The 16,913-nt window shown below is 67.9% G+C and carries 15 protein-coding genes; 2 read left to right on the forward strand and 13 right to left on the reverse strand.

The genetic code is table 11. The features are described 5' to 3' along the window. Positions 1 to 224: 224 nt before the first annotated feature. From ABQ039_RS01415 to ABQ039_RS01450, 8 genes are all read right to left on the reverse strand, one after another. Positions 225 to 698 (reverse strand): DUF1456 family protein, encoded by a 474-nt coding sequence (locus ABQ039_RS01415; protein WP_016901421.1) that lies wholly within the window; start codon positions 696 to 698, stop codon positions 225 to 227. 104 nt (positions 699 to 802) lie between these two features. Next, entirely contained in the window at positions 803 to 1,162 is a 360-nt protein-coding gene (uraH, locus tag ABQ039_RS01420; protein WP_016901422.1) for a hydroxyisourate hydrolase, read from the reverse strand. Beyond that, entirely contained in the window at positions 1,132 to 2,553 is a 1,422-nt protein-coding gene (gene hpyO / locus ABQ039_RS01425) for an FAD-dependent urate hydroxylase HpyO (protein ID WP_349778237.1), read from the reverse strand. The genes uraH and hpyO overlap by 31 nt, the downstream gene beginning before the upstream one ends. Next, positions 2,550 to 3,041: a 2-oxo-4-hydroxy-4-carboxy-5-ureidoimidazoline decarboxylase gene (uraD, locus tag ABQ039_RS01430; RefSeq protein WP_016901424.1), complete on the reverse strand. Its 492-nt coding sequence runs from the start codon at positions 3,039 to 3,041 to the stop codon at positions 2,550 to 2,552. The genes hpyO and uraD overlap by 4 nt, the downstream gene beginning before the upstream one ends. Further along, entirely contained in the window at positions 3,038 to 3,433 is a 396-nt protein-coding gene (hpxZ, locus tag ABQ039_RS01435) for an oxalurate catabolism protein HpxZ (RefSeq protein WP_349778236.1), read from the reverse strand. Before hpxZ ends, uraD begins: the two co-directional genes overlap by 4 nt. Next, a complete protein-coding gene (puuE, locus tag ABQ039_RS01440; protein ID WP_349778235.1) occupies positions 3,430 to 4,320 on the reverse strand; it encodes an allantoinase PuuE in 891 nt (296 codons plus the stop codon). The genes hpxZ and puuE overlap by 4 nt, the downstream gene beginning before the upstream one ends. After that, a complete protein-coding gene (locus ABQ039_RS01445; RefSeq protein ID WP_184457827.1) occupies positions 4,317 to 5,573 on the reverse strand; it encodes an alanine--glyoxylate aminotransferase family protein in 1,257 nt (418 codons plus the stop codon). Before ABQ039_RS01445 ends, puuE begins: the two co-directional genes overlap by 4 nt. Then, on the reverse strand, positions 5,563 to 6,834 hold the full coding sequence (locus ABQ039_RS01450; RefSeq protein ID WP_349778234.1) for an allantoate amidohydrolase: 1,272 nt from the start codon (positions 6,832 to 6,834) through the stop codon (positions 5,563 to 5,565). The genes ABQ039_RS01445 and ABQ039_RS01450 overlap by 11 nt, the downstream gene beginning before the upstream one ends. Before the next feature lie 554 nt (positions 6,835 to 7,388). Here ABQ039_RS01450 and ABQ039_RS01455 point away from each other — a divergent pair. Beyond that, positions 7,389 to 8,282, forward strand: coding sequence for a LysR family transcriptional regulator (locus ABQ039_RS01455; RefSeq protein ID WP_024939822.1), 894 nt, complete (start codon positions 7,389 to 7,391; stop codon positions 8,280 to 8,282). Between the two features lie 315 nt (positions 8,283 to 8,597). Beyond that, on the forward strand, positions 8,598 to 9,797 hold the full coding sequence (locus tag ABQ039_RS01460) for an MFS transporter (protein WP_349778233.1): 1,200 nt from the start codon (positions 8,598 to 8,600) through the stop codon (positions 9,795 to 9,797). Between the two features lie 320 nt (positions 9,798 to 10,117). Here ABQ039_RS01460 and gvpU read toward each other — a convergent pair whose 3' ends face one another. The 5 genes from gvpU to ABQ039_RS01485 form a co-directional block, all read right to left on the reverse strand. Beyond that, on the reverse strand, positions 10,118 to 10,576 hold the full coding sequence (gene gvpU, locus ABQ039_RS01465) for a gas vesicle accessory protein GvpU (protein ID WP_349778232.1): 459 nt from the start codon (positions 10,574 to 10,576) through the stop codon (positions 10,118 to 10,120). A gap of 321 nt (positions 10,577 to 10,897) precedes the next feature. Then, a complete protein-coding gene (locus tag ABQ039_RS01470; protein ID WP_349778231.1) occupies positions 10,898 to 12,478 on the reverse strand; it encodes a gamma-glutamyltransferase family protein in 1,581 nt (526 codons plus the stop codon). Beyond that, positions 12,478 to 13,938 (reverse strand): AtzE family amidohydrolase, encoded by a 1,461-nt coding sequence (locus ABQ039_RS01475; protein WP_349778230.1) that lies wholly within the window; start codon positions 13,936 to 13,938, stop codon positions 12,478 to 12,480. Before ABQ039_RS01475 ends, ABQ039_RS01470 begins: the two co-directional genes overlap by 1 nt. A 4-nt stretch (positions 13,939 to 13,942) precedes the next feature. Then, entirely contained in the window at positions 13,943 to 15,124 is a 1,182-nt protein-coding gene (locus ABQ039_RS01480; protein ID WP_349778229.1) for a nucleoside hydrolase, read from the reverse strand. A gap of 86 nt (positions 15,125 to 15,210) precedes the next feature. Next, a complete protein-coding gene (locus ABQ039_RS01485; protein WP_349778228.1) occupies positions 15,211 to 16,782 on the reverse strand; it encodes an adenosine deaminase in 1,572 nt (523 codons plus the stop codon). Positions 16,783 to 16,913: the final 131 nt, after the last annotated feature.

A 16,913-nucleotide genomic window follows, 5' to 3' on the forward strand; every position in this document is an offset into this window, starting at 1 on the left:
TACACGGACGTACTTGCGGCGTGTCCTGCGATGGTGGGCGGGCAAGGGCCCTGCAACCAAGCCGCAGATCGACCGCTCCAGATCGACCACTCCACGACCGCTCTATCCGCACCATCCAGTCACTTCGAGACACACGAAACTGCGCTAAAAACCTGCGGATTCAAGTCGCAGCGTCGTCGGACGACCAAGCCAGGCCAAACCAGTCCGACCTCAGTATCCGGTCATCAACCCGCTTCGCGCATCCGCGCGGTCAGGCCCTTGAGGAAGGCGCGCAGCAACTGGTCGCCGCAGGGGCGAAAATTCTTGTGGCCGGGCTGGCGGAACAGCGCGGACAGTTCCGGCTTGGACAGCGGGAAGCCGGCGCTGGCGAAGATGGCGTGCATGTCCACGTCTTTCAGCTCGAAGGCCACGCGCAGTTTCTTCAGCACCAGGTTGTTGCCGACGCGGGTTTCCAGCGGGCGCACCGGCTGGCTCTCGTCGCGGCCGCGGAAACGCAGCACCAGGCCATCGAGGAAGCGCGCCAGCATTGCGTCGGTGCAGGGCTCGAAACCGGGCTCGTCTTCCTTCTTCAGCCAGGCCTGTACCTGCGGCTTGTCGAGCGCGAACTCCGGGTCGGCCAGGTGGGTGATCTCCACCACCTTGTCGTCGCTGAGGTCGAGCATGTAGCGGATGCTGCGCAGTACATCGTTGTGGATCATGACAATTCCGGGGCCCCGGCCTGTCGCCGGAAAGGCGCCATTCTACGGGGCCGATGCGGAACGCGGCGTGTGCCCCGCCGATCCGTTGCCGAACCGGCTGCCGCTCAGCTGCCGCGATAGGTGGAATACCCGTACGGCGAGAGCAGCAGCGGCACGTGGTAATGGCCGTCGTCGGCAATGCCGAACGCGATCGGCACCTGTTCCAGGAAGGGTGGGTCGGGCAGTGCGGTGCCGGCCGCCCGCCAATAGCCGGCCACCTCGAATTCCAGCCGGTAGCGGCCGGGTTGCAGCGTGAGCGCGGCCAGTTCGGGGCAGCGCCCGTCCTGGTTGGTGACCCCGTCGAAGTGCAGCGTGGCGCCGGCGAACAGGCGCAAGGCGATGCCGGCGGCGGGGCGGCCCGTGGCCGTATCCAGCACGTGGGTGGAGAGCGTGCTCATGCCACCGCCTGGGTCGGTTGCGGCCATTGGCCGACGAACTCGGGCTGGTCGTAAGCCAGATAGCTGTCGACGATGGCCTGGCGGTCGTCCAGGAACAGCTGGTCGGCCACCGCGCGGGCCAGCCGCGGCAGCGCGACCTTGAGCCCGGACAGCGCCGCCGCCGACGGGCCGTGGTTGATCAGCGCCGAATAGTTGAAGGCGAACAAGCCGTGCAGCAGTGCGGCATCGTCGGGCGTGCGCGGCAGCAGTTCGAAGCCCGGCCCCAGGTAGGGATGCGCATCCAGCACCGGATTGGCCTGGCCCGGCGGCGGCTGGTAGCGGTCGCCCCAGCAGGCGATGCGCCCGGACAGCGCGGCCAGTTCCGGGCGCAGTTGCGGGTCGGTGACCAGGCCGGTGGCAACGGCCAGAAAATCGAAGCGGTGCTCGCCCTGCGGCGTGCGCACCACCACCCCGCCATCGCGCTCGGCCACCTCCAGCCAGGGCGCGCCCAGGTGCAGCGCGAAGCCGGCATGCGCGCAGGCACGCTGGAAGGTGTCGTTGGTCGGCGGCTGGTTGTGTGCGAAGAAGCTGGCCATCATCCGGTACTTGTCCGCATCCGGCAGCGTCAGAAAGCGCGGGATGATGCCGGCCTGTTCCATGTGGCGGAATGGATTGATGCGCGGCAATGCGCTGCGGCGCACGAATACCTCGGCACTAGCGACGCCTTGATCCAGCGCGAAACAGGCATTGTCGAACGCGGAGGCGCCACCGCCCAGGATGCCCACGCGCTTGCCGGCCAGCGCGGCGAAGTCGATGTGGCCGGAGGTATGCGCATAGCGCTGTGCAGGCAGGGCGCCGCTGATCCAGTCCGGCACCATCCACTGGCCGCCGCCCTGGATGCCGGTGGCCAGGATCAGCTTGCGCGTCAGCAGCGGCGCGCCCATCGCCAGATGCAGGCGATGGATGCCCGGCGCCACGTCCGGCTCCACCCGCGCCAGCCGCGTGGCATTGCGCACCGGCAGACGCAGCACCGCGCGGTACCAGCGCAGGTAGTCCATCCAGCTGCCGCGCGGGATCTTGTCCAGCGCGTCCCAGCCAGCGCCGCCGTGTTGCGCCTCCCACCAGGCGCGAAAGGTCAGCGATGGCACGCCCAGGTCGATCGAGGTGATCTGCTTGGGCGTGCGCAAGGTCTGCATGCGCGCGTAGGTCACCCACGGGCCTTCCTGCCCGGCCGGGTTCTCATCGATGACCAGCAGGTTGTGCACGCGCTCGCGTTGCAGTGCGAACGCCGCGCCCAGGCCGCTCTGGCCGGCGCCGACGATGACCACGTCATACACATGCCCTGCCGGATGCACGCGCGGCTGCGTCCAGGCATCGCCGCCGTGGGCCAGGCGTTGCAGGTCGTGGTGGAGCTCGCGTTCGAGTTGGGCCAGGCTCATGGCAGTGCCTCCAGGCGCAGTTGCACGATCTTGCCGATCTCGGCGAGGGCGGTGGACAGTTCTTCGCTGCGCGAGGCATCCAGCCGGCGTTCCAGTGCGGCGAGGATGCCGGCCTTGTCGTGCAGCCGCACACAGATCACGAACGGAAATCCGAAGCGATGGCGATAGGCCTGATTGAGCGCGTGGAAGCGCTTGAATTCGGCTTCGCTGAGCCGGTCCAACCCGGCCGAGGCCTGCTCGGCGGCCGACGCGGCGGTGAGCGTGCGGTCGATCGCCGCCTTGCCGGCCAGCTCCGGATGCGCGCGGATCAACGCAACCTGGTCTTCCTGCGACGCGTCGAACACCACCTGCATCAGCCCGCGGTACACATCGGCGAACGGACGCCGCCGTGCAGCGCGTTCGACCACCCACGGCGAATGCTCGAACAGCTCGCGGTAGCGCGCCACGAAGGCGGCATCGTCCAGCACGCTGTCGTCGATCACGCTCATGCATGCGTCCCCTGCAGCGACACATGCGCGGCCACCACTTTCCAGCCGTCGGCAAAACGCACCCAGCTCTGGCTCTGGCGGCCGCGCGCGCTGCTGCCGTCGCGGATAAATTCTGCGTGCGTGGTGGCAAAGTCGTGGCCGAAGCCATGCACCTGCATATGCACAAGCCGGCGTTGCGGCGAGCCACCGCGGCCGATGCGAAACGCGCGGATTGCCTCAATGCCGTACAGCACCTCGCCCACGCCGTAGCGCACCGTGCTGGGTGCGGGGTGGAACAGCGCATCCATTGCGGCGATGTCGTCGTCCATCAGGGCCTGTTCGTAGGCATGGAAGGCGGCGGTCACTTGCGCGATCACCTCGGGCAGGTCGATGTCGGCGGTGTCGATGCTCATGCCGGATGGACCTGCAGCCAATGCCGCGCAATATCGATGCGGCGCGCAATCCAGGCATCGCCGCTGGCCAGCACGTGATCGACGAAACGTGCCAGGGCCGCCGCGCGCGCCGGCTTGCCGACGATGCGCCCATGCAGGCCGACCGACAGCATGCGCCCGCCTTCGCTGCGCAGTTGCTCGAAGCCATCGCGCAGATAGCGGAAGAACGGCTCGCCATCGGCAAAGCCGTTGTAGGCGACGAATTTCATGTCGTTGGCGTCCAGCGTGTACGGCACGATCAACTGCGCACGGCCGTGCCGGTGGTCGTAGTACGGCACATCGTCGGCGTAGCTGTCGGCGTCGTAGACAAAGCCGCCTTCCTCGGCGACCAGCCGCGCGGTGTTGGGGCTGGTGCGGCCCTGGTACCAGCCGAGCGGGCGGCCGCCGGTTGCGCGGGTGTGCACGGCGATGGCTTCGGCGATATGCGCACGCTCGGTGGCTTCATCCACATGCTGGTAATCGATCCAGCGCAGGCCGTGGCTGGCGATCTCCCAGTCGGCGGCCTGCATCGCGGCGACTGCCTCGGGATTGGAGGCCAGCGCGTGCGCCACGCCGAATACGGTCACCGGCACATTGCGCGCAGTGAACAGCCGGTGCAGCCGCCAGAAGCCGGCACGGCTGCCGTATTCGTACAGGCTCTCCATCGCCATGGCGCGCGCGCCGGGCTGTGCTTGCGTGCCGACCATCTCCGATAGGAAGGCTTCCGAGCCGGCATCGCCGTTGAGCACGCAGTTTTCCGCGCCCTCTTCGTAATTGATGACGAACTGCACCGCGATGCGCGCGCCACCGGGCCACTGCGCTGCAGGCGGGGTGGCGCCATAGCCGACCAGGTCGCGCGCTGTGCTCATGCCTGCGGCTCCGCGTGCCAGGCCGCCAGTGCGGCTTCCACCGCCAGCCCTGGTGTGCAGGCGTAGCCTTCGGCGCGCAGCACCGCTTCCAGCGCGGCCAGGGTGATCAGCACCTTGTGCTTCATCGCGTTGTAGCCCATCGCGCCGATGCGCCAGATCCTGCCCTGCAGTGGCCCGAACGCGGTGCCGATCTCGATCTCGAAATCCTCGCGCATGCGCCGGCGCACCGCATCGCTGTCGATGCCGTGCGGAATCACCACGCCGGTGACATTGGTCATGCGGTGCGCATCGTCGCCGAACACCTCCAGCCCCAGCGCGCGGATGCCGGCACTCACCGCACGCCCGGCGGCGGCGTGACGGGCGAAGCGGGCGTCCAGGCCTTCCTGCAGCGCCACGCGCGCGCATTCGCGGGCGCCGTACAACATGGTGGTGGCCTCGGTGTGGTGATTGAGGCGCTTGTCCGACCAGTAATCCATGATCATCGCCAGATCGAAATAATTCGAGGCGATGCGCGGCCCGCTGCCGTTGACGATGTCCTCGCGCACGATGCCGCGCTCGACATGGCGACGCGCGAAGATCGCCTCGGCCGCCGTGTCGGAGACGGTGATCGGCGCCGAGCCGGATGGCCCGCCCAGGCATTTCTGCAGGCCGCCGGTGACCACGTCCACGTCCCAGCGATCGCTGGCGATGGGCATGCCGCCGATGGTGGCGGTGGCATCCACGTAACTCAGCGCGCCGGCCGCGCGGCACAGCGCACCGAGGCCATCTAGCGGCTGGGCAATGGTGGTGGAGGTGTCGCCGTGCACGGTAGCGACCAATTTGGGTGCCACGCGCTCGATCGCCTCGGCGATTGCAGCAAGCGGCACCACCTCGCCCCATGGCGCATCCACGGTGTGCACGTCGGCACCGAGCCGGCCCAGGATCTCGGTGAGCAGCAGGCCGAAGCGGCCGAAGTTGATCACCAGCACGCGGTCGCCCGGGCTGACCAGCGACACCAGCGCCGCCTCGATGCCGGCGCGCGCGGTGCCGTCGACCAGAAACGTCCAGCGATTCTCGGTGCCGAACAGCGGCCGGTACAGCGCCATCACCTCGTTCATGTAGGTGGTCATTTCCGGATCGAACTGGCCGAGCAGATCGGCGGCCATCGCGCGCAGCACGCGCGGATGCGCATTGACCGGGCCCGGGCCCATCAACAGCCGTTGCGGGGGATCGAGCTCGCCGAAGGTGTGCAGGTGACGCAGATCAGGTGACAAGGGGATCTCCCAGGTGTTCGATGAAGTGGCGCATGACCGCCAGTGCGAGCTCGGCATCGGCCGGGGCCACGTGTTCGTCCGGATGATGGCTGATGCCGCCGGCGCAGCGCACGAACAGCATCGCGGTGGGGCAGAGCGCGGCCATCACCATCGCATCGTGGCCGGCGCCGGACACCAACTGGCGCGGCGCGATGCCTTGTGCGGCGACTGCGTGTTGCAAACGGGTCATCAGTGCCGGTGCGCAGGGGCTGGCGGCCAGCGTCTGCAACGGGTCGATGGCGATGGCGATGTTGCGGGTTTTGCTGATACGGGCCAGTGCGCGTTCGATCTCCAGCACTGCCGCATCGCGCGTTGCATCGTCGCCGGCACGCACGTCCAGCGTGCAGTCCACTCGGCCGGGCACCACGTTGGTGGCGCCGGGTGCGACCTGCAGCTTGCCGACCGTGGCGACCAGGTCGTCGCTGCCGGCGCGTGCAATCCCTTCGATCGCCAGCAGGGCCTCGGCAGCGGCGCTCAATGCATCGCGACGCAAGGCCATGGTGGTGGTGCCGGCGTGGCCGGCGCGGCCGTCGAAGCGCAGGGCAAAGCGCCGCTGCGCGGCGATCGCGGTGACGATGCCGACCGGCAGGCCTTCGGCTTCCAGCACCGGGCCTTGTTCGATGTGGGTTTCCAGATAGGCCAGCACGCTGCCGGGCGCGCGCGCGGCGTGTTGTAGGTGCGCGATGTCCAGGCCCCAGTCGGCCAGCGCGCTGGCCACGTCGGTGCCGGCCGCGTCGGTGACCGCCAGCGTGGCGGGGTCGAGCGTGCCGGCGACCGCGCGGCTGCAGAACATCGAGGCAGGAAAGCGCGACCCTTCCTCGTCGCCGAAGGCGATCACCTCGATCGCGAACGGCAGGCGCCGCCCTTGGGCGTGCAGCGCGGCGACGCATTCGATGCCGAGCAGGATGCCGAGCGGGCCGTCATAGCGCCCGGCATCGCGCACGCTGTCCAGATGGCTGCCGATCAGCAGCGCCGGTGCGTCGGCATGCGCGCCTTCGTAACGCCCGATCAGGTTGGCCGCTGCGTCCAGACGCACCTGCATGCCGGCCTGGCGCATCCATTCGCCCACCTGTGCGACGGCGGCGCGATGCGCCGGGCTGAGCCAGGCGCGGAACAGCCCGCCGGGCGTGTCGCTGTAGGGCGTAACACCCAGGGCGTCGCAGCGGTCGACCGCGCGTGCGCCCGAGCTGTGGACGGGTGAGCGGCGTTGTGCGCTCAGCATGGGGCGCCGTGCGGGGGTGTTGTTTCAACGCAGCTGCCAGAACCGCGATGCGACAGGGACTGATGCATGGAGCCTCCGCAGGCGGTGTGGAAAGGGGGCGGGTATCGCCAACGTTGGTCGCCTCGCAGCAATGGCATCAGGTGCTTGCGCGGCCGGCGGCGGCCGTCGAATCGACTATACGAACCGGCCCCGTCACCCCAAAGCGGTTTTTTTAGGGTTGGGCGTTGCAAAAAATGCGACGGACAGCTCGTGGCCGGCGTTGTTCCATCTCCCTCCGGGAGAAGCTGCCCGAAGGACGGATGCGGGTGCGGCAGCGTCGAGACAGCTGAGCAGCCGTACCCTCACCCCAACCTCGCTCCCGCAGGAGAGGGGGCTTTGGTCCTCCCTTCTCGCGCTGGGAGAAAGTGCCAGCAGGGCGGATAAGGGTGCGGCAGCATCAAGGTAGCTGAGCAGCCGTACCCTCACCCCATCCCCTCTTCCGCAGGAGAGGGGCTTTGGTCTTCCTTCTCATCCGGCTGCTACAGTCATGTGGATTCCATGAAAGAGATTCACCAATGGCGCGCGACAACTTCAAGGACCTGCTGGCGCTGATCGCCATCGTTCGCGAGGGCAGCTTTACCCGCGCTGCCGCCAAGCTGGGCGTTTCGCAGTCGGCGCTGAGTCACACCATCCGCGGGCTGGAAGCGACGCTGGGTCTGCGCCTGCTGACCCGCACCACGCGCAGCGTGGCGCCCACCGAAGCCGGCGAGCGGCTGATCCAGACGGTGGCGCCGCGCTTTGCCGAAATCGAAGAGGCGCTGTCTGCGCTCGGCGAAATGCGCGACACACCCGCAGGCACCGTGCGCATCACCGCTACCGACTACGCCGCGCGCGCGATCCTGTGGCCCAAGCTGTCCAGGCTGCTGCGCGACTACCCCGAGATCAAGGTCGAGATCGTGGTCGACAACGGCCTGACCGACATCGTTGCCGACCGTTACGACCTGGGTGTACGGCTGGGCGACCAGGTGGAAAAGGACATGATCGCCGCGCGCATTGCACCGGACATGCGCATGGCCATCGTCGCCGCGCCGTCCTATTTCGCGCGTCGGCCCATCCCCAAGACGCCGCAGGATCTCACCGCGCACAGCTGCATCAACCTGCGCATGAAGACCGCCGGTGGCATCTACGCCTGGGAGCTGGAAAAGGACGGCCGCGAAGTCATCGTGCGCGTGGATGGCCAGCTGACCTTCAACGGCACCTACGAGGCGCTGGACGCGGCGGTGGATGGCTTCGGCATCGCGTTCGTGCAGGAGGATCTGGCGCGCCCGCATATCAAGGCCGGACGGCTGCGCTGGGTGATGAAGGACTGGTCGCCGACCTGGCCGGGCTTGCACGCGTTCTATCCCAGCCGCCGCCATTCCTCGTCCGCCTTCAACCTCGTCGTGGATGCGCTGCGCTACAAGGGTTGAGGGTCCGCGCCAGGCAGAGGCGCTCGACGCAGGCAAGTGGTTGATGAGCGGGCTTCATAAGCCCGTGCGCATCCGCCATCTTTATCGCTGTTCACGGCCTGCGTAAGCTGCAGCACATCCAGACACGCACACGCCCGAGCCGCAGCGCCCGTTGCTGCATTGCGCCCGTCGTGCGTCGCTGCGCTGACAAATCGATGCAGTGCATCGCTGCCTGCGGCGCATCCCCTCCGAACACCAGGTTCGCGATCGAGCGCGGCGTCAGCGCGCTTGCGGCGTGGCGTTCGTCTCGCATTCCACTTCGCACAAAGGCCCCACATGCAAGCCAGTTCGCTCGCTACCGATCCATCCTCGCGCGCCACAGCCGTCGCAACCCGCCAGACCTGGAGCGCGGTCGGCTCGATGTCGCTCTGCGTTGCGCTGCTGATCGCCTCCGAATTCATGCCGGTCAGCCTGCTCACGCCGATCGCCGCCGATCTGCACGCCAGTGCCGGCATGGCCGGCCAGGCGATCTCGATCTCCGGCCTGTTCGCGGTGGTCGCCAGCCTGCTGATCGCACCGCTGTCGTCGCGCTTCAACCGGCGCCATGTGTTGATCGCACTGACCGGGGTGATGCTGTTGTCGCTGCTGTTGATCGCCAATGCGCACAGCTTCGGCATGTTGATGGTGGCGCGCGCGTTGCTCGGCATCACCATCGGCGGCTTCTGGGCATTGTCCACCGCCACGGTGATGCGCATCATGCCCGAGCATGCGGTGCCCAAGGCCTTGGGCATCGTGTTTATCGGTAACGCAGTCGCTGCTGCATTCGCCGCGCCATTGGGCAGCTATCTGGGCGCCACCATCGGCTGGCGCGGGGTGTTCTGGGGCATGTTGCCGTTGGTTGCGCTGACCATCGCCTGGCAATGGCGCAGCCTGCCATCGATGCCTGCGCAAGGCGCCACTTCGCTGAGCGGCATCGTCACCTTGTTGAAGCGTCGCTATGTTGCGCGCGCCATGCTCGCGGTGATGCTCGGATTTGCCGGTGCGTTTTCTGCCTTCACCTACTTCCGCCCGTTTCTGGAAACCATTGCGCAGGTCGATGTGTCGCAACTGTCGTTGCTGCTGCTCGGCCTGGGCCTGGCCGGATTCGTCGGTACCTATGCCGCCACCGCGTTGGTGCCGAAGCGCTTGTTCACCCTGCTCAGCGTACTGCCGGTCGCACTGGGTGTGGCGACCATCGGCATGCTGCTGGCAGGTCACCTGGTGTGGGCCGTGGCCGTGGCGATGATTGCCTGGGGCACGCTCAACGCGGCGATGCCGGTGGCCTGGTCCACCTGGTTGAGCCGCTGCGTCAAGGACGCACCGGAAAGCGGTGGCGGCCTGATGGTTGCCGCAATCCAGCTCTCCATCATGCTGGGCGGGGCCGCAGGCGGCGTGCTGCTGGATCATGTGTCGATCGGCGCCACCTTTGTGGGTGCCAGTGTGTTGCTGCTGGCCGCGTCACTGGTTGCAGGGCGTGGCGATCGCTTACAGCCGTGAGCGATGGCGATCGCACGATGCGGCGCGCATTGCGCGGACGTCGGCCCGTGCCACGCAACGACGCCAGAGGCAGTGCTTGGCTCCCTCTCGCGGCGCACACCCAAGGTGTCTGCGTAGGTATCGCCGCATGGCCGGTGCTGCTGCCATCGAGCAGCGCCGGTCCGATGCCGAGAGACAACGGAAGACGTTGGCGAGCGCACCGTTGTCAGCAAGCGCAAGCGCGTGTGGCTGTTGTGCCGTCGTGGCGGACTCCTGGCGTTATCTCCAACAGTCCGATGTGAGATGACGAGCACCTCACACCAACGCGGAACTTGTCAGGCTCAATCGGCCGACAGCGATCCCAGGGTGAAGCCGGACACGGCATTGACCTTGCCGCGCCAGAGCACACCACGGTTGCTGGGCAGGGGCTGGCCGCCGGGCGAGAAGCAACGCGAGTCGATCAGGTGAATGAATTGCGGCGGCCGGCTGCGTTGCTGCGCATCTTCCTCGGTGTCGTAGATGCTGGCATGGCTGGCAAACGCACGACGGATATCCTCTTTTTCCTCGGCATCGCCGGGATAGGCGGCAGAGAATTCCTGCGCAAACGCCTCGAAGTACTGCTTGCCGCTGACCAGCTGGCCGGACACGATGATGCCCTCGACAAACAGCGTGATGCCGAACTGCACGTTCGAGCTGTTGACCGTTGCGACCAGCTTCTGCAGATACCAATCCAGGCTCTGGCCGTCGAACGCCAGCTTGACGTCTTCCAGGCTGGGTTGGTTGTCTTCTTGCTCTGTCATATGGCTCTCCTTGGTGGAAGGGTTGATGCGTCTGTCGAAATAAGCACGGCGACGTAGCTTACCCATCGCCATGCATGCCCAAGAAAGCAGGTGCGTCCTGTCCGGTGAACGGCGTGGTTGAGTCCGCCATCGTCGCCTTGGAGAGCATGCCCAGAGTCTATGACATGTTCACCTTGTCGGCCTGCAACTGGCTGGAGTCTCGGTCCTGCGCGCTAGCCGGTGCTGGGGTGCAAGCACGCTCTGACCCGATCGCTTGATTGGCGGGCAGGGATGTCTGCCCGTCACCACGCAGGCGCAGCAAGCATCATCACGCCCCAACCATCACCACCCAGCCACCGCACCATCGGATCGCGGATCGCTTGCCCCGCTGATCACGCCATCGGCCTCGCGCACCAGCGCGCCTGCGTGTCCCATCACCGAGGTGTAGGCGGGCAACAGATCCACCGCATGCCCGGCATCGCGCAGTGCCTGCACCAGTGCCGGATCGAAGCGGTCTTCCAGCTTGAGTGACGTGCTCTCTTCGCCCCAGGTGCGTCCCAACAGCCAGCGTGGTGCGGTGATGGCCTGTTGCAGCGGCACGCCGAAACGCGCGTAGCGGGAGAAGATCGCCGCCTGGGTTTGTGGCTGGCCTTCGCCACCCATGGTGCCGTAGGCCATGACGCGGCCGTCGTCGAAGGTGGCCAGCGCCGGGTTGAGGGTGTGGAAGGGTTTGCGGCCCGGAGCGAGTGCGTTCCAGCCGTCGGGGGCGAGGCGGAAACTGCAGCCGCGGTTTTGCCAGGTGATGCCGGTGCGCGGCAGCACCAGGCCGGAGCCGAATTCGAAATAGGTGGACTGAATGCAGCTGACCGCGCGGCCGTGCGCGTCGATGGCGCCGAACCAGACGGTGTCGCCGGCCTGCGAGGGCTGCGGCCAGGGGAGCGCGCTGCGCATGTCGATGCGTGCGGCGAGCGCATCGAGTGCGCCACTGTCATCGAGCAGCGCCTGTGCGTCCAGCGTCATCCAGTCGGGGTCGCCGAGGTGTGCGTCGCGGATCAGGAAAGCCTGTTTGCTGGCTTCGATCAGGCCGTGGAGGTGCGCATAGCTGTCGGGCTGTGCGACCTGCAGGCGATCGAACAGGGCAAGGATCAGCAGCGAGGCCAGGCCTTGCGTGGGCGGTGCGTGGTTGTAGAGGCGTGCACCGTGGATGGCGACCGAGAGCGGTACGCTGGCGTCGGCGTGGTGGCTAGCAAGATCGTGCGCGCGCAGCGGGCTGCCGAGCGCCTGCAGGTCGGCGGCGATGTCGTCGGCCAGTGCGCCGCGATAGAAACTGTCCAGGCCCTGGTCGGCCAGCCGTTGCAGGGTGTGTGCGAGCTGCGCCTGATACAGCAGTGCGCCTTCGGGCAGCGGCGTGCCGTGGGGTTCGAAGATGTCCGCGTAGGCACCGGGTTGCATGCGCAGTTCGGCACCCTTGCTGGCGGCGATGTGCGCACCGCCCAGCGTCACCGGCACGCCGGCGCTGGCGTGGTGGATGGCGTCCTGCAACAGGCGCTGCAGCGACAGGCCGCCGCCTGCGTGCTGCAGGGCAAGTGCCCAGCCGGCGACGGTGCCGGCGACGGTATTGGCAGCGCCCGGCCCGCGCCACGGAATGCTGCTGTGGCCGCGATAGAACTCCAGTGTTGCAGCCTGTGCGGCACGGCCGCAGGCGTCGATGGCGTGCACGCGGCCGTCGGGATCGTGGATCAGCCAGAAGCCGTCGCCACCGATACCGGTCATGTGCGGATAGACCACGGCCAGGCAGGCGGCAGTGGCGACGGCGGCTTCAATGGCATTGCCGCCGTCGCGCAGCACATCGCGCCCGGCCTGTGCGGCCAGATGGTGCGGGGCCACGACCATGCCGCGGCGTGCGCGCAAGGTGTGCAGCATCAGCGTGTCTCCGCCGGTGGGCTGAAGGCCAGCAGGCCGTCGCGTTCGAGTTGCGCGGCGAGCGCGAACAGGCGGTCTTCGCGGCCGGGTGCGGCAATCAGCTGCAAGCCCAGCGGCAGGCGACCGGGGCGCGGCAACGGCGCGGCCAGCACCGGGCAGGCGGCCAGGCCGAGCGGCTGGGTGAAGATTCCCAGGTTGGCGCGTGCGGACACCGGCAGGCCGTCGATCTGGATGGTGTCCTGGTCGATGCGCGGCGCCACGCAGGGTGTGGCCGGGGCGATCAACACATCCACCTCGTCCCAGAGGCGCTGCATGGCGGCGCCAAACCACTGCGCGAAGCGGTGCGCATCGGCCACCGCGCTGGCGGGCAGTTGCAGGCCGGCGAGCAGGCGGTCGCGGGTGGCCGGGTCGAACCGCTCGGCCTGCGTGCTCAGGCCGGCGCGATGGCGGTGGCCGCCCTCGGCAGCGGTGAGCACGAAGGCGGCGGCGCGGGCGCGTTCTGCTTCGGGTAATTCGATGAGGGTGCTGCTGTTGCAGGCGGTCAGCAGCGTGCCGAGGCCGGCATCCAGCTCGGGATCGAGGTTGCGCTGGAACCAGCCGCCCAGGCGGGCGATGCGCAGGCTGCCGGCATTGCACGATGCCAATGGGCGACCGAGCATGACTTCATGGACGCGGCGCAGGTCGGCGATGGAGCTGGCGAACGGGCCGACCACATCCAGCGCATCGACGAAGCCGAACACGCCATCCAGCGGCAACGCGCCGTGCGTGGGACGCAGGCCATACACGCCGCACAGCGCGGCCGGGACGCGGATGGAGCCGTTGGTGTCCGAGCCCAGCGCGAACGGCACCAGCCCGGCGGCCACCGCGGCGGCCGAGCCGCCCGACGAGCCACCGGCCAGATGGCGGTGATCGTGCGGGTTGGCGGTGGTGCCGTAGTGCGCGTTGACGGTGGCGAAGCCGTAGGCGAATTCGTCCATGTTGGCGGTGCCGACCAGCACCGCGCCGGCATCGCTCAGCCGTTGCACCACGGCCGCATCGCGGCTGGCGGGCGCGGACTGCGCGCGCATGACGGCGCCAGCGGTGGTGACCTGGCCGGCGACGTCGAACAGATCCTTGACCACGAACGGCACCCCGGCCAAGGCACCGCCGTCGCTGCCTCCGGCCAGCGCGGCCTGCACGCGCGCGGCATCGGCGGCGGCGCGTGCGGGCAGCAGGCGGGTGATCGCGCGCAGGCTGTCGTTGGCCTGGTTGATGCGCGTGAGCGTCTGGGTGGCAAGGCGTGCGGCCAGGGTGGGCTGGCTGCGGGTGGTGCTGACGATGGAAGCGATCAGCCCGCGCGGCGTGGTGGTGTCCGGTGCGGCGGGGCGCGGTGCGCTGAAGCTGGCGAGCAGCTGCGCGTGGCCACGCAGGACCTCGGTATTGCGATCGATGCCGGCCTGCCACTGCGCTGGGAGTTGCATTGGGTCACCTGGTTGGAAGCGGGGATTCGCTCGTTGGGAGTCGGGATTGGGATGCCGCAGCATCATCCGCGCCTCGGGCAGCTTCTCCCGAGGGGACAAGGAGGAGCGGCAGGCCGACTGCTGGTGGTTGCGGCGCGGTGAGATGGTCTACCAGCAGCTGTTCGAACGCTTCGATATCCACCGCATGCACCACGGTCTGCGCCTGCTCGCCCAGGCCCGGCTGGTACCCCGGTGCCCACGACAGGATGTCGCCGTAGCCGGCATCGAAGGCGGTGTTGGTATCGACGTAGAGCGTCTCGGTCCGTGTCGCCAGCTCGGGCCGCAGCCATACCGCAGTGGCCAGTTCGTCCCACATCGGAAAACCCGGTTCGCGGCGGCGCAAGGCATGGCCGATGCTGGTATCGGCCGCGCTCATGCGCGCCAGCAGGTCGGGCGTGAGTTCGGTCGCGGTCGATGGATCCACCGGCACCATGGTGATCCTGCGCCAGGGGGCGCGCATGACGATGCTGGCCGCCTCCGGATCCCAGCGGATATTGAATTCGCGGCGTGGCGAGTTGACGAACTCGCGCGCGAATTGCTGCGCGCTGATGCTGTTGCGTTGCTGGCGTGGGTTGAGGCTGCCGCCCATGTAGACCAGCTCACGTGCCAGCGTGGCGAAGGCCGGATCCAGCGATTGCGCAAGCGCCAGATTGGTCAACGGGCCGGTGGCAATGATACTCACTTCGCCCGGATACTGGCGCACCATGCGCAGCATGAACAACGCGGCCGGCTCGTCGGACGCGCGCACCACGCTGGGATTGCCCAACGGCAGGTCGGGCACCACGTCGTGGGCGTGATAACGCGGCGCGCTTTGCACGGTGTCGCCATCCACCCAGTGCCTGGTCCAGGCACCTTTCCAGACCAGCTTGCCGTAGAGCGCTTCCCAGCGCTCGGTGGCCAGTTCGCTGTTGAGCAACGGATGCACCGGGCCGGGCAGCACCGGGATGTCGGGGTGACCGGCCAATTCCAGCAGGCGGCAGCTATGCGCCAGCACTTCGTCGCGCCAGATGTTGCCGCTGACCGCGCTGATGCCCAGCACCTCGACCTCGGGCGACTGCAACAGCAGCAGCTGCGCGGGTGTGAAGCCGTCGATGTCGTCTTCGAGAATGACGCGGCGTCTGGATGAAGAGGCGTGCGGGTCGGTCATTGCGTTTTTGTCGTGGAAGGTTGAATGCATTGCAGCGGCGATGGATCGAGGGCGTTGGTAGGAGCGTGCCTGCGCGCGACGGGGGGTTACCGGTAAAGCCCGTTCGCGCTCTGGCGCGCTCCTACCTGCAACAACGTGCGCTCGTACTGGGCCAGGTCGGTTTCCAGCTGCCATTGCAGCCGGGCCTTCTCGCTACCCTGGCGGAATGCGCGACAGGCAGCATCGTCGGTTTCGCGCTGCAACGCAGTGGCGCAGGCCTGCGCAGCGTTACCGTCGGCATCCCACAGGCTGGTGCCCGGCAGGAAGCTGTAGGTCAGGCCGTTGCGGGCGAGCTGTTTGAGGGTGGGGTAATCGATGCCTTGTTCCTGCATCGCGCGTTGATATTCGTGGGTCATGTCCGCGCGGGAGACGCCGGCATCGTCGGTGGACAGCACCACCGGCACGCCGGCGCGCAGATACATCGCCAGCGGATGTGCGGGGCCTTTGACGCCGAGGATCACATCGTTGCTGGTGAGGTTGATCTCCACCGCAACCTGCTGGCGGTGCATGCGCTGCAGCAGGCCGTCGGCGTCGTCTTCATAAGGCAGGTCCACGCCATGACCGATGCGGCGCGCACCGGCGTCCACCGCCTGGCGGATATGCGAGCGCAGTTGCGCCGGCGGCACCAGGCCCAGGGCCAGCTCGCCGGCGTGCAGGGACAGCGGCACGTCGGGATAGCGCGCGGCGAAGAAGCGGAACATCGCCATGTGCCGCGCGTAATCGGCCAGCGCCACCGGGTTGTCTTCGGGCGCGACGATGTTCAACGCCACCGCGCGGCTGCCGCCGGTGGCGATCAGCGCATGCGCCAGCGCCATCTGCCCGAACACCATCGGCTGCGGCAACACGCGCAGCACGTAAGGCACGTAGCGGTAGGTGACCTGGCAGCCGGGACGTGCATCGGGCTGGTCGCAGTGCAGCACGCGGCGCACCTGGGCATCGGTGTCGGCAAGCGCGCGTTGTGCGGCCTGCACCAGCGGCGGCAAGGCATCCTGCAAGGCGCGCAGGTTGGCCGCGTCGTCGTCGCCCTTCCAGGGCAAGGACTGCATCTGTCTGGCCGCCTCATCCATCTGCGGTGGGTTGGCGATGATTTCCACATAGGGCACGCGGTCGCGTGCGGCCTGCTCCAGCACCGCGGCCACGGTGTCGGCAACGCGCGCGCGCACCACCGCGTCGAACTTGCCGAAGGTGCCGAAGAACTGGCCGTGTCCGGTGGGTTGCGACGGGCTGGGCAGGAACTTGCGCATCGACAAGGCATCCACCACCCGGCCATACAGCGCGGCATTGCGTGTTGCCAGGCCGCGTGCCGGCTCCTGGCCGTTGCCACACGGCGGCGCGCGCAGGCTCAGGTCGTCCAGCTGCACGCAGGCGCCATCCTCGCTGGCCCACTGCAGGTAGTCCTCGGCATACACCGAACCGGACAGATGGTTATGCAGGTCGCCGCCCTTGGGCATCGCCTGCAGCCAGGCACGCAGCTGCGCAGGCTGATCGGCGGCGGTGCGCAGCAGCTGCGCCACCTGCTGCTCGCGTTGCTGTGCAGGGGTGGCTTGGCTGCGTGCCGGTGCGGCGGTGGGCAACAACAGGCATAGCGCCACAATCAGACTGCGATGAAAGATGGACATGCGATGGAAAGCTCGAAAAGAACGGCAATGGCGCAATCACGCCGGTAGATGCGAAGCATGCCCTGCATGCGTGGTGCACGGCCAGCACTGGAGTGGTTTTTTGCTGGTGCTGAAGCTCGTATTGGTGGGCG

The sequence above is a fragment of the Xanthomonas sp. WHRI 6108 genome, from assembly GCF_040202385.2.
GTDB lineage: Bacteria > Pseudomonadota > Gammaproteobacteria > Xanthomonadales > Xanthomonadaceae > Xanthomonas > Xanthomonas arboricola.

Coding starts and splice junctions, on each gene's coding strand:
- ABQ039_RS01415 (WP_016901421.1), bottom strand. CDS start 698: ATGATCCACAACGATGTACTGCGCAGCATCCGCTACATGCTCGACCTC.
- uraH (WP_016901422.1), bottom strand. CDS start 1,162: ATGGCCGCAACCGACCCAGGCGGTGGCATGAGCACGCTCTCCACCCAC.
- hpyO (WP_349778237.1), bottom strand. CDS start 2,553: ATGAGCCTGGCCCAACTCGAACGCGAGCTCCACCACGACCTGCAACGC.
- uraD (WP_016901424.1), bottom strand. CDS start 3,041: ATGAGCGTGATCGACGACAGCGTGCTGGACGATGCCGCCTTCGTGGCG.
- hpxZ (WP_349778236.1), bottom strand. CDS start 3,433: ATGAGCATCGACACCGCCGACATCGACCTGCCCGAGGTGATCGCGCAA.
- puuE (WP_349778235.1), bottom strand. CDS start 4,320: ATGAGCACAGCGCGCGACCTGGTCGGCTATGGCGCCACCCCGCCTGCA.
- ABQ039_RS01450 (WP_349778234.1), bottom strand. CDS start 6,834: ATGCTGAGCGCACAACGCCGCTCACCCGTCCACAGCTCGGGCGCACGC.
- ABQ039_RS01455 (WP_024939822.1), top strand. CDS start 7,389: ATGGCGCGCGACAACTTCAAGGACCTGCTGGCGCTGATCGCCATCGTT.
- ABQ039_RS01460 (WP_349778233.1), top strand. CDS start 8,598: ATGCAAGCCAGTTCGCTCGCTACCGATCCATCCTCGCGCGCCACAGCC.
- gvpU (WP_349778232.1), bottom strand. CDS start 10,576: ATGACAGAGCAAGAAGACAACCAACCCAGCCTGGAAGACGTCAAGCTG.
- ABQ039_RS01470 (WP_349778231.1), bottom strand. CDS start 12,478: ATGCTGCACACCTTGCGCGCACGCCGCGGCATGGTCGTGGCCCCGCAC.
- ABQ039_RS01475 (WP_349778230.1), bottom strand. CDS start 13,938: ATGCAACTCCCAGCGCAGTGGCAGGCCGGCATCGATCGCAATACCGAG.
- ABQ039_RS01480 (WP_349778229.1), bottom strand. CDS start 15,124: ATGACCGACCCGCACGCCTCTTCATCCAGACGCCGCGTCATTCTCGAA.
- ABQ039_RS01485 (WP_349778228.1), bottom strand. CDS start 16,782: ATGTCCATCTTTCATCGCAGTCTGATTGTGGCGCTATGCCTGTTGTTG.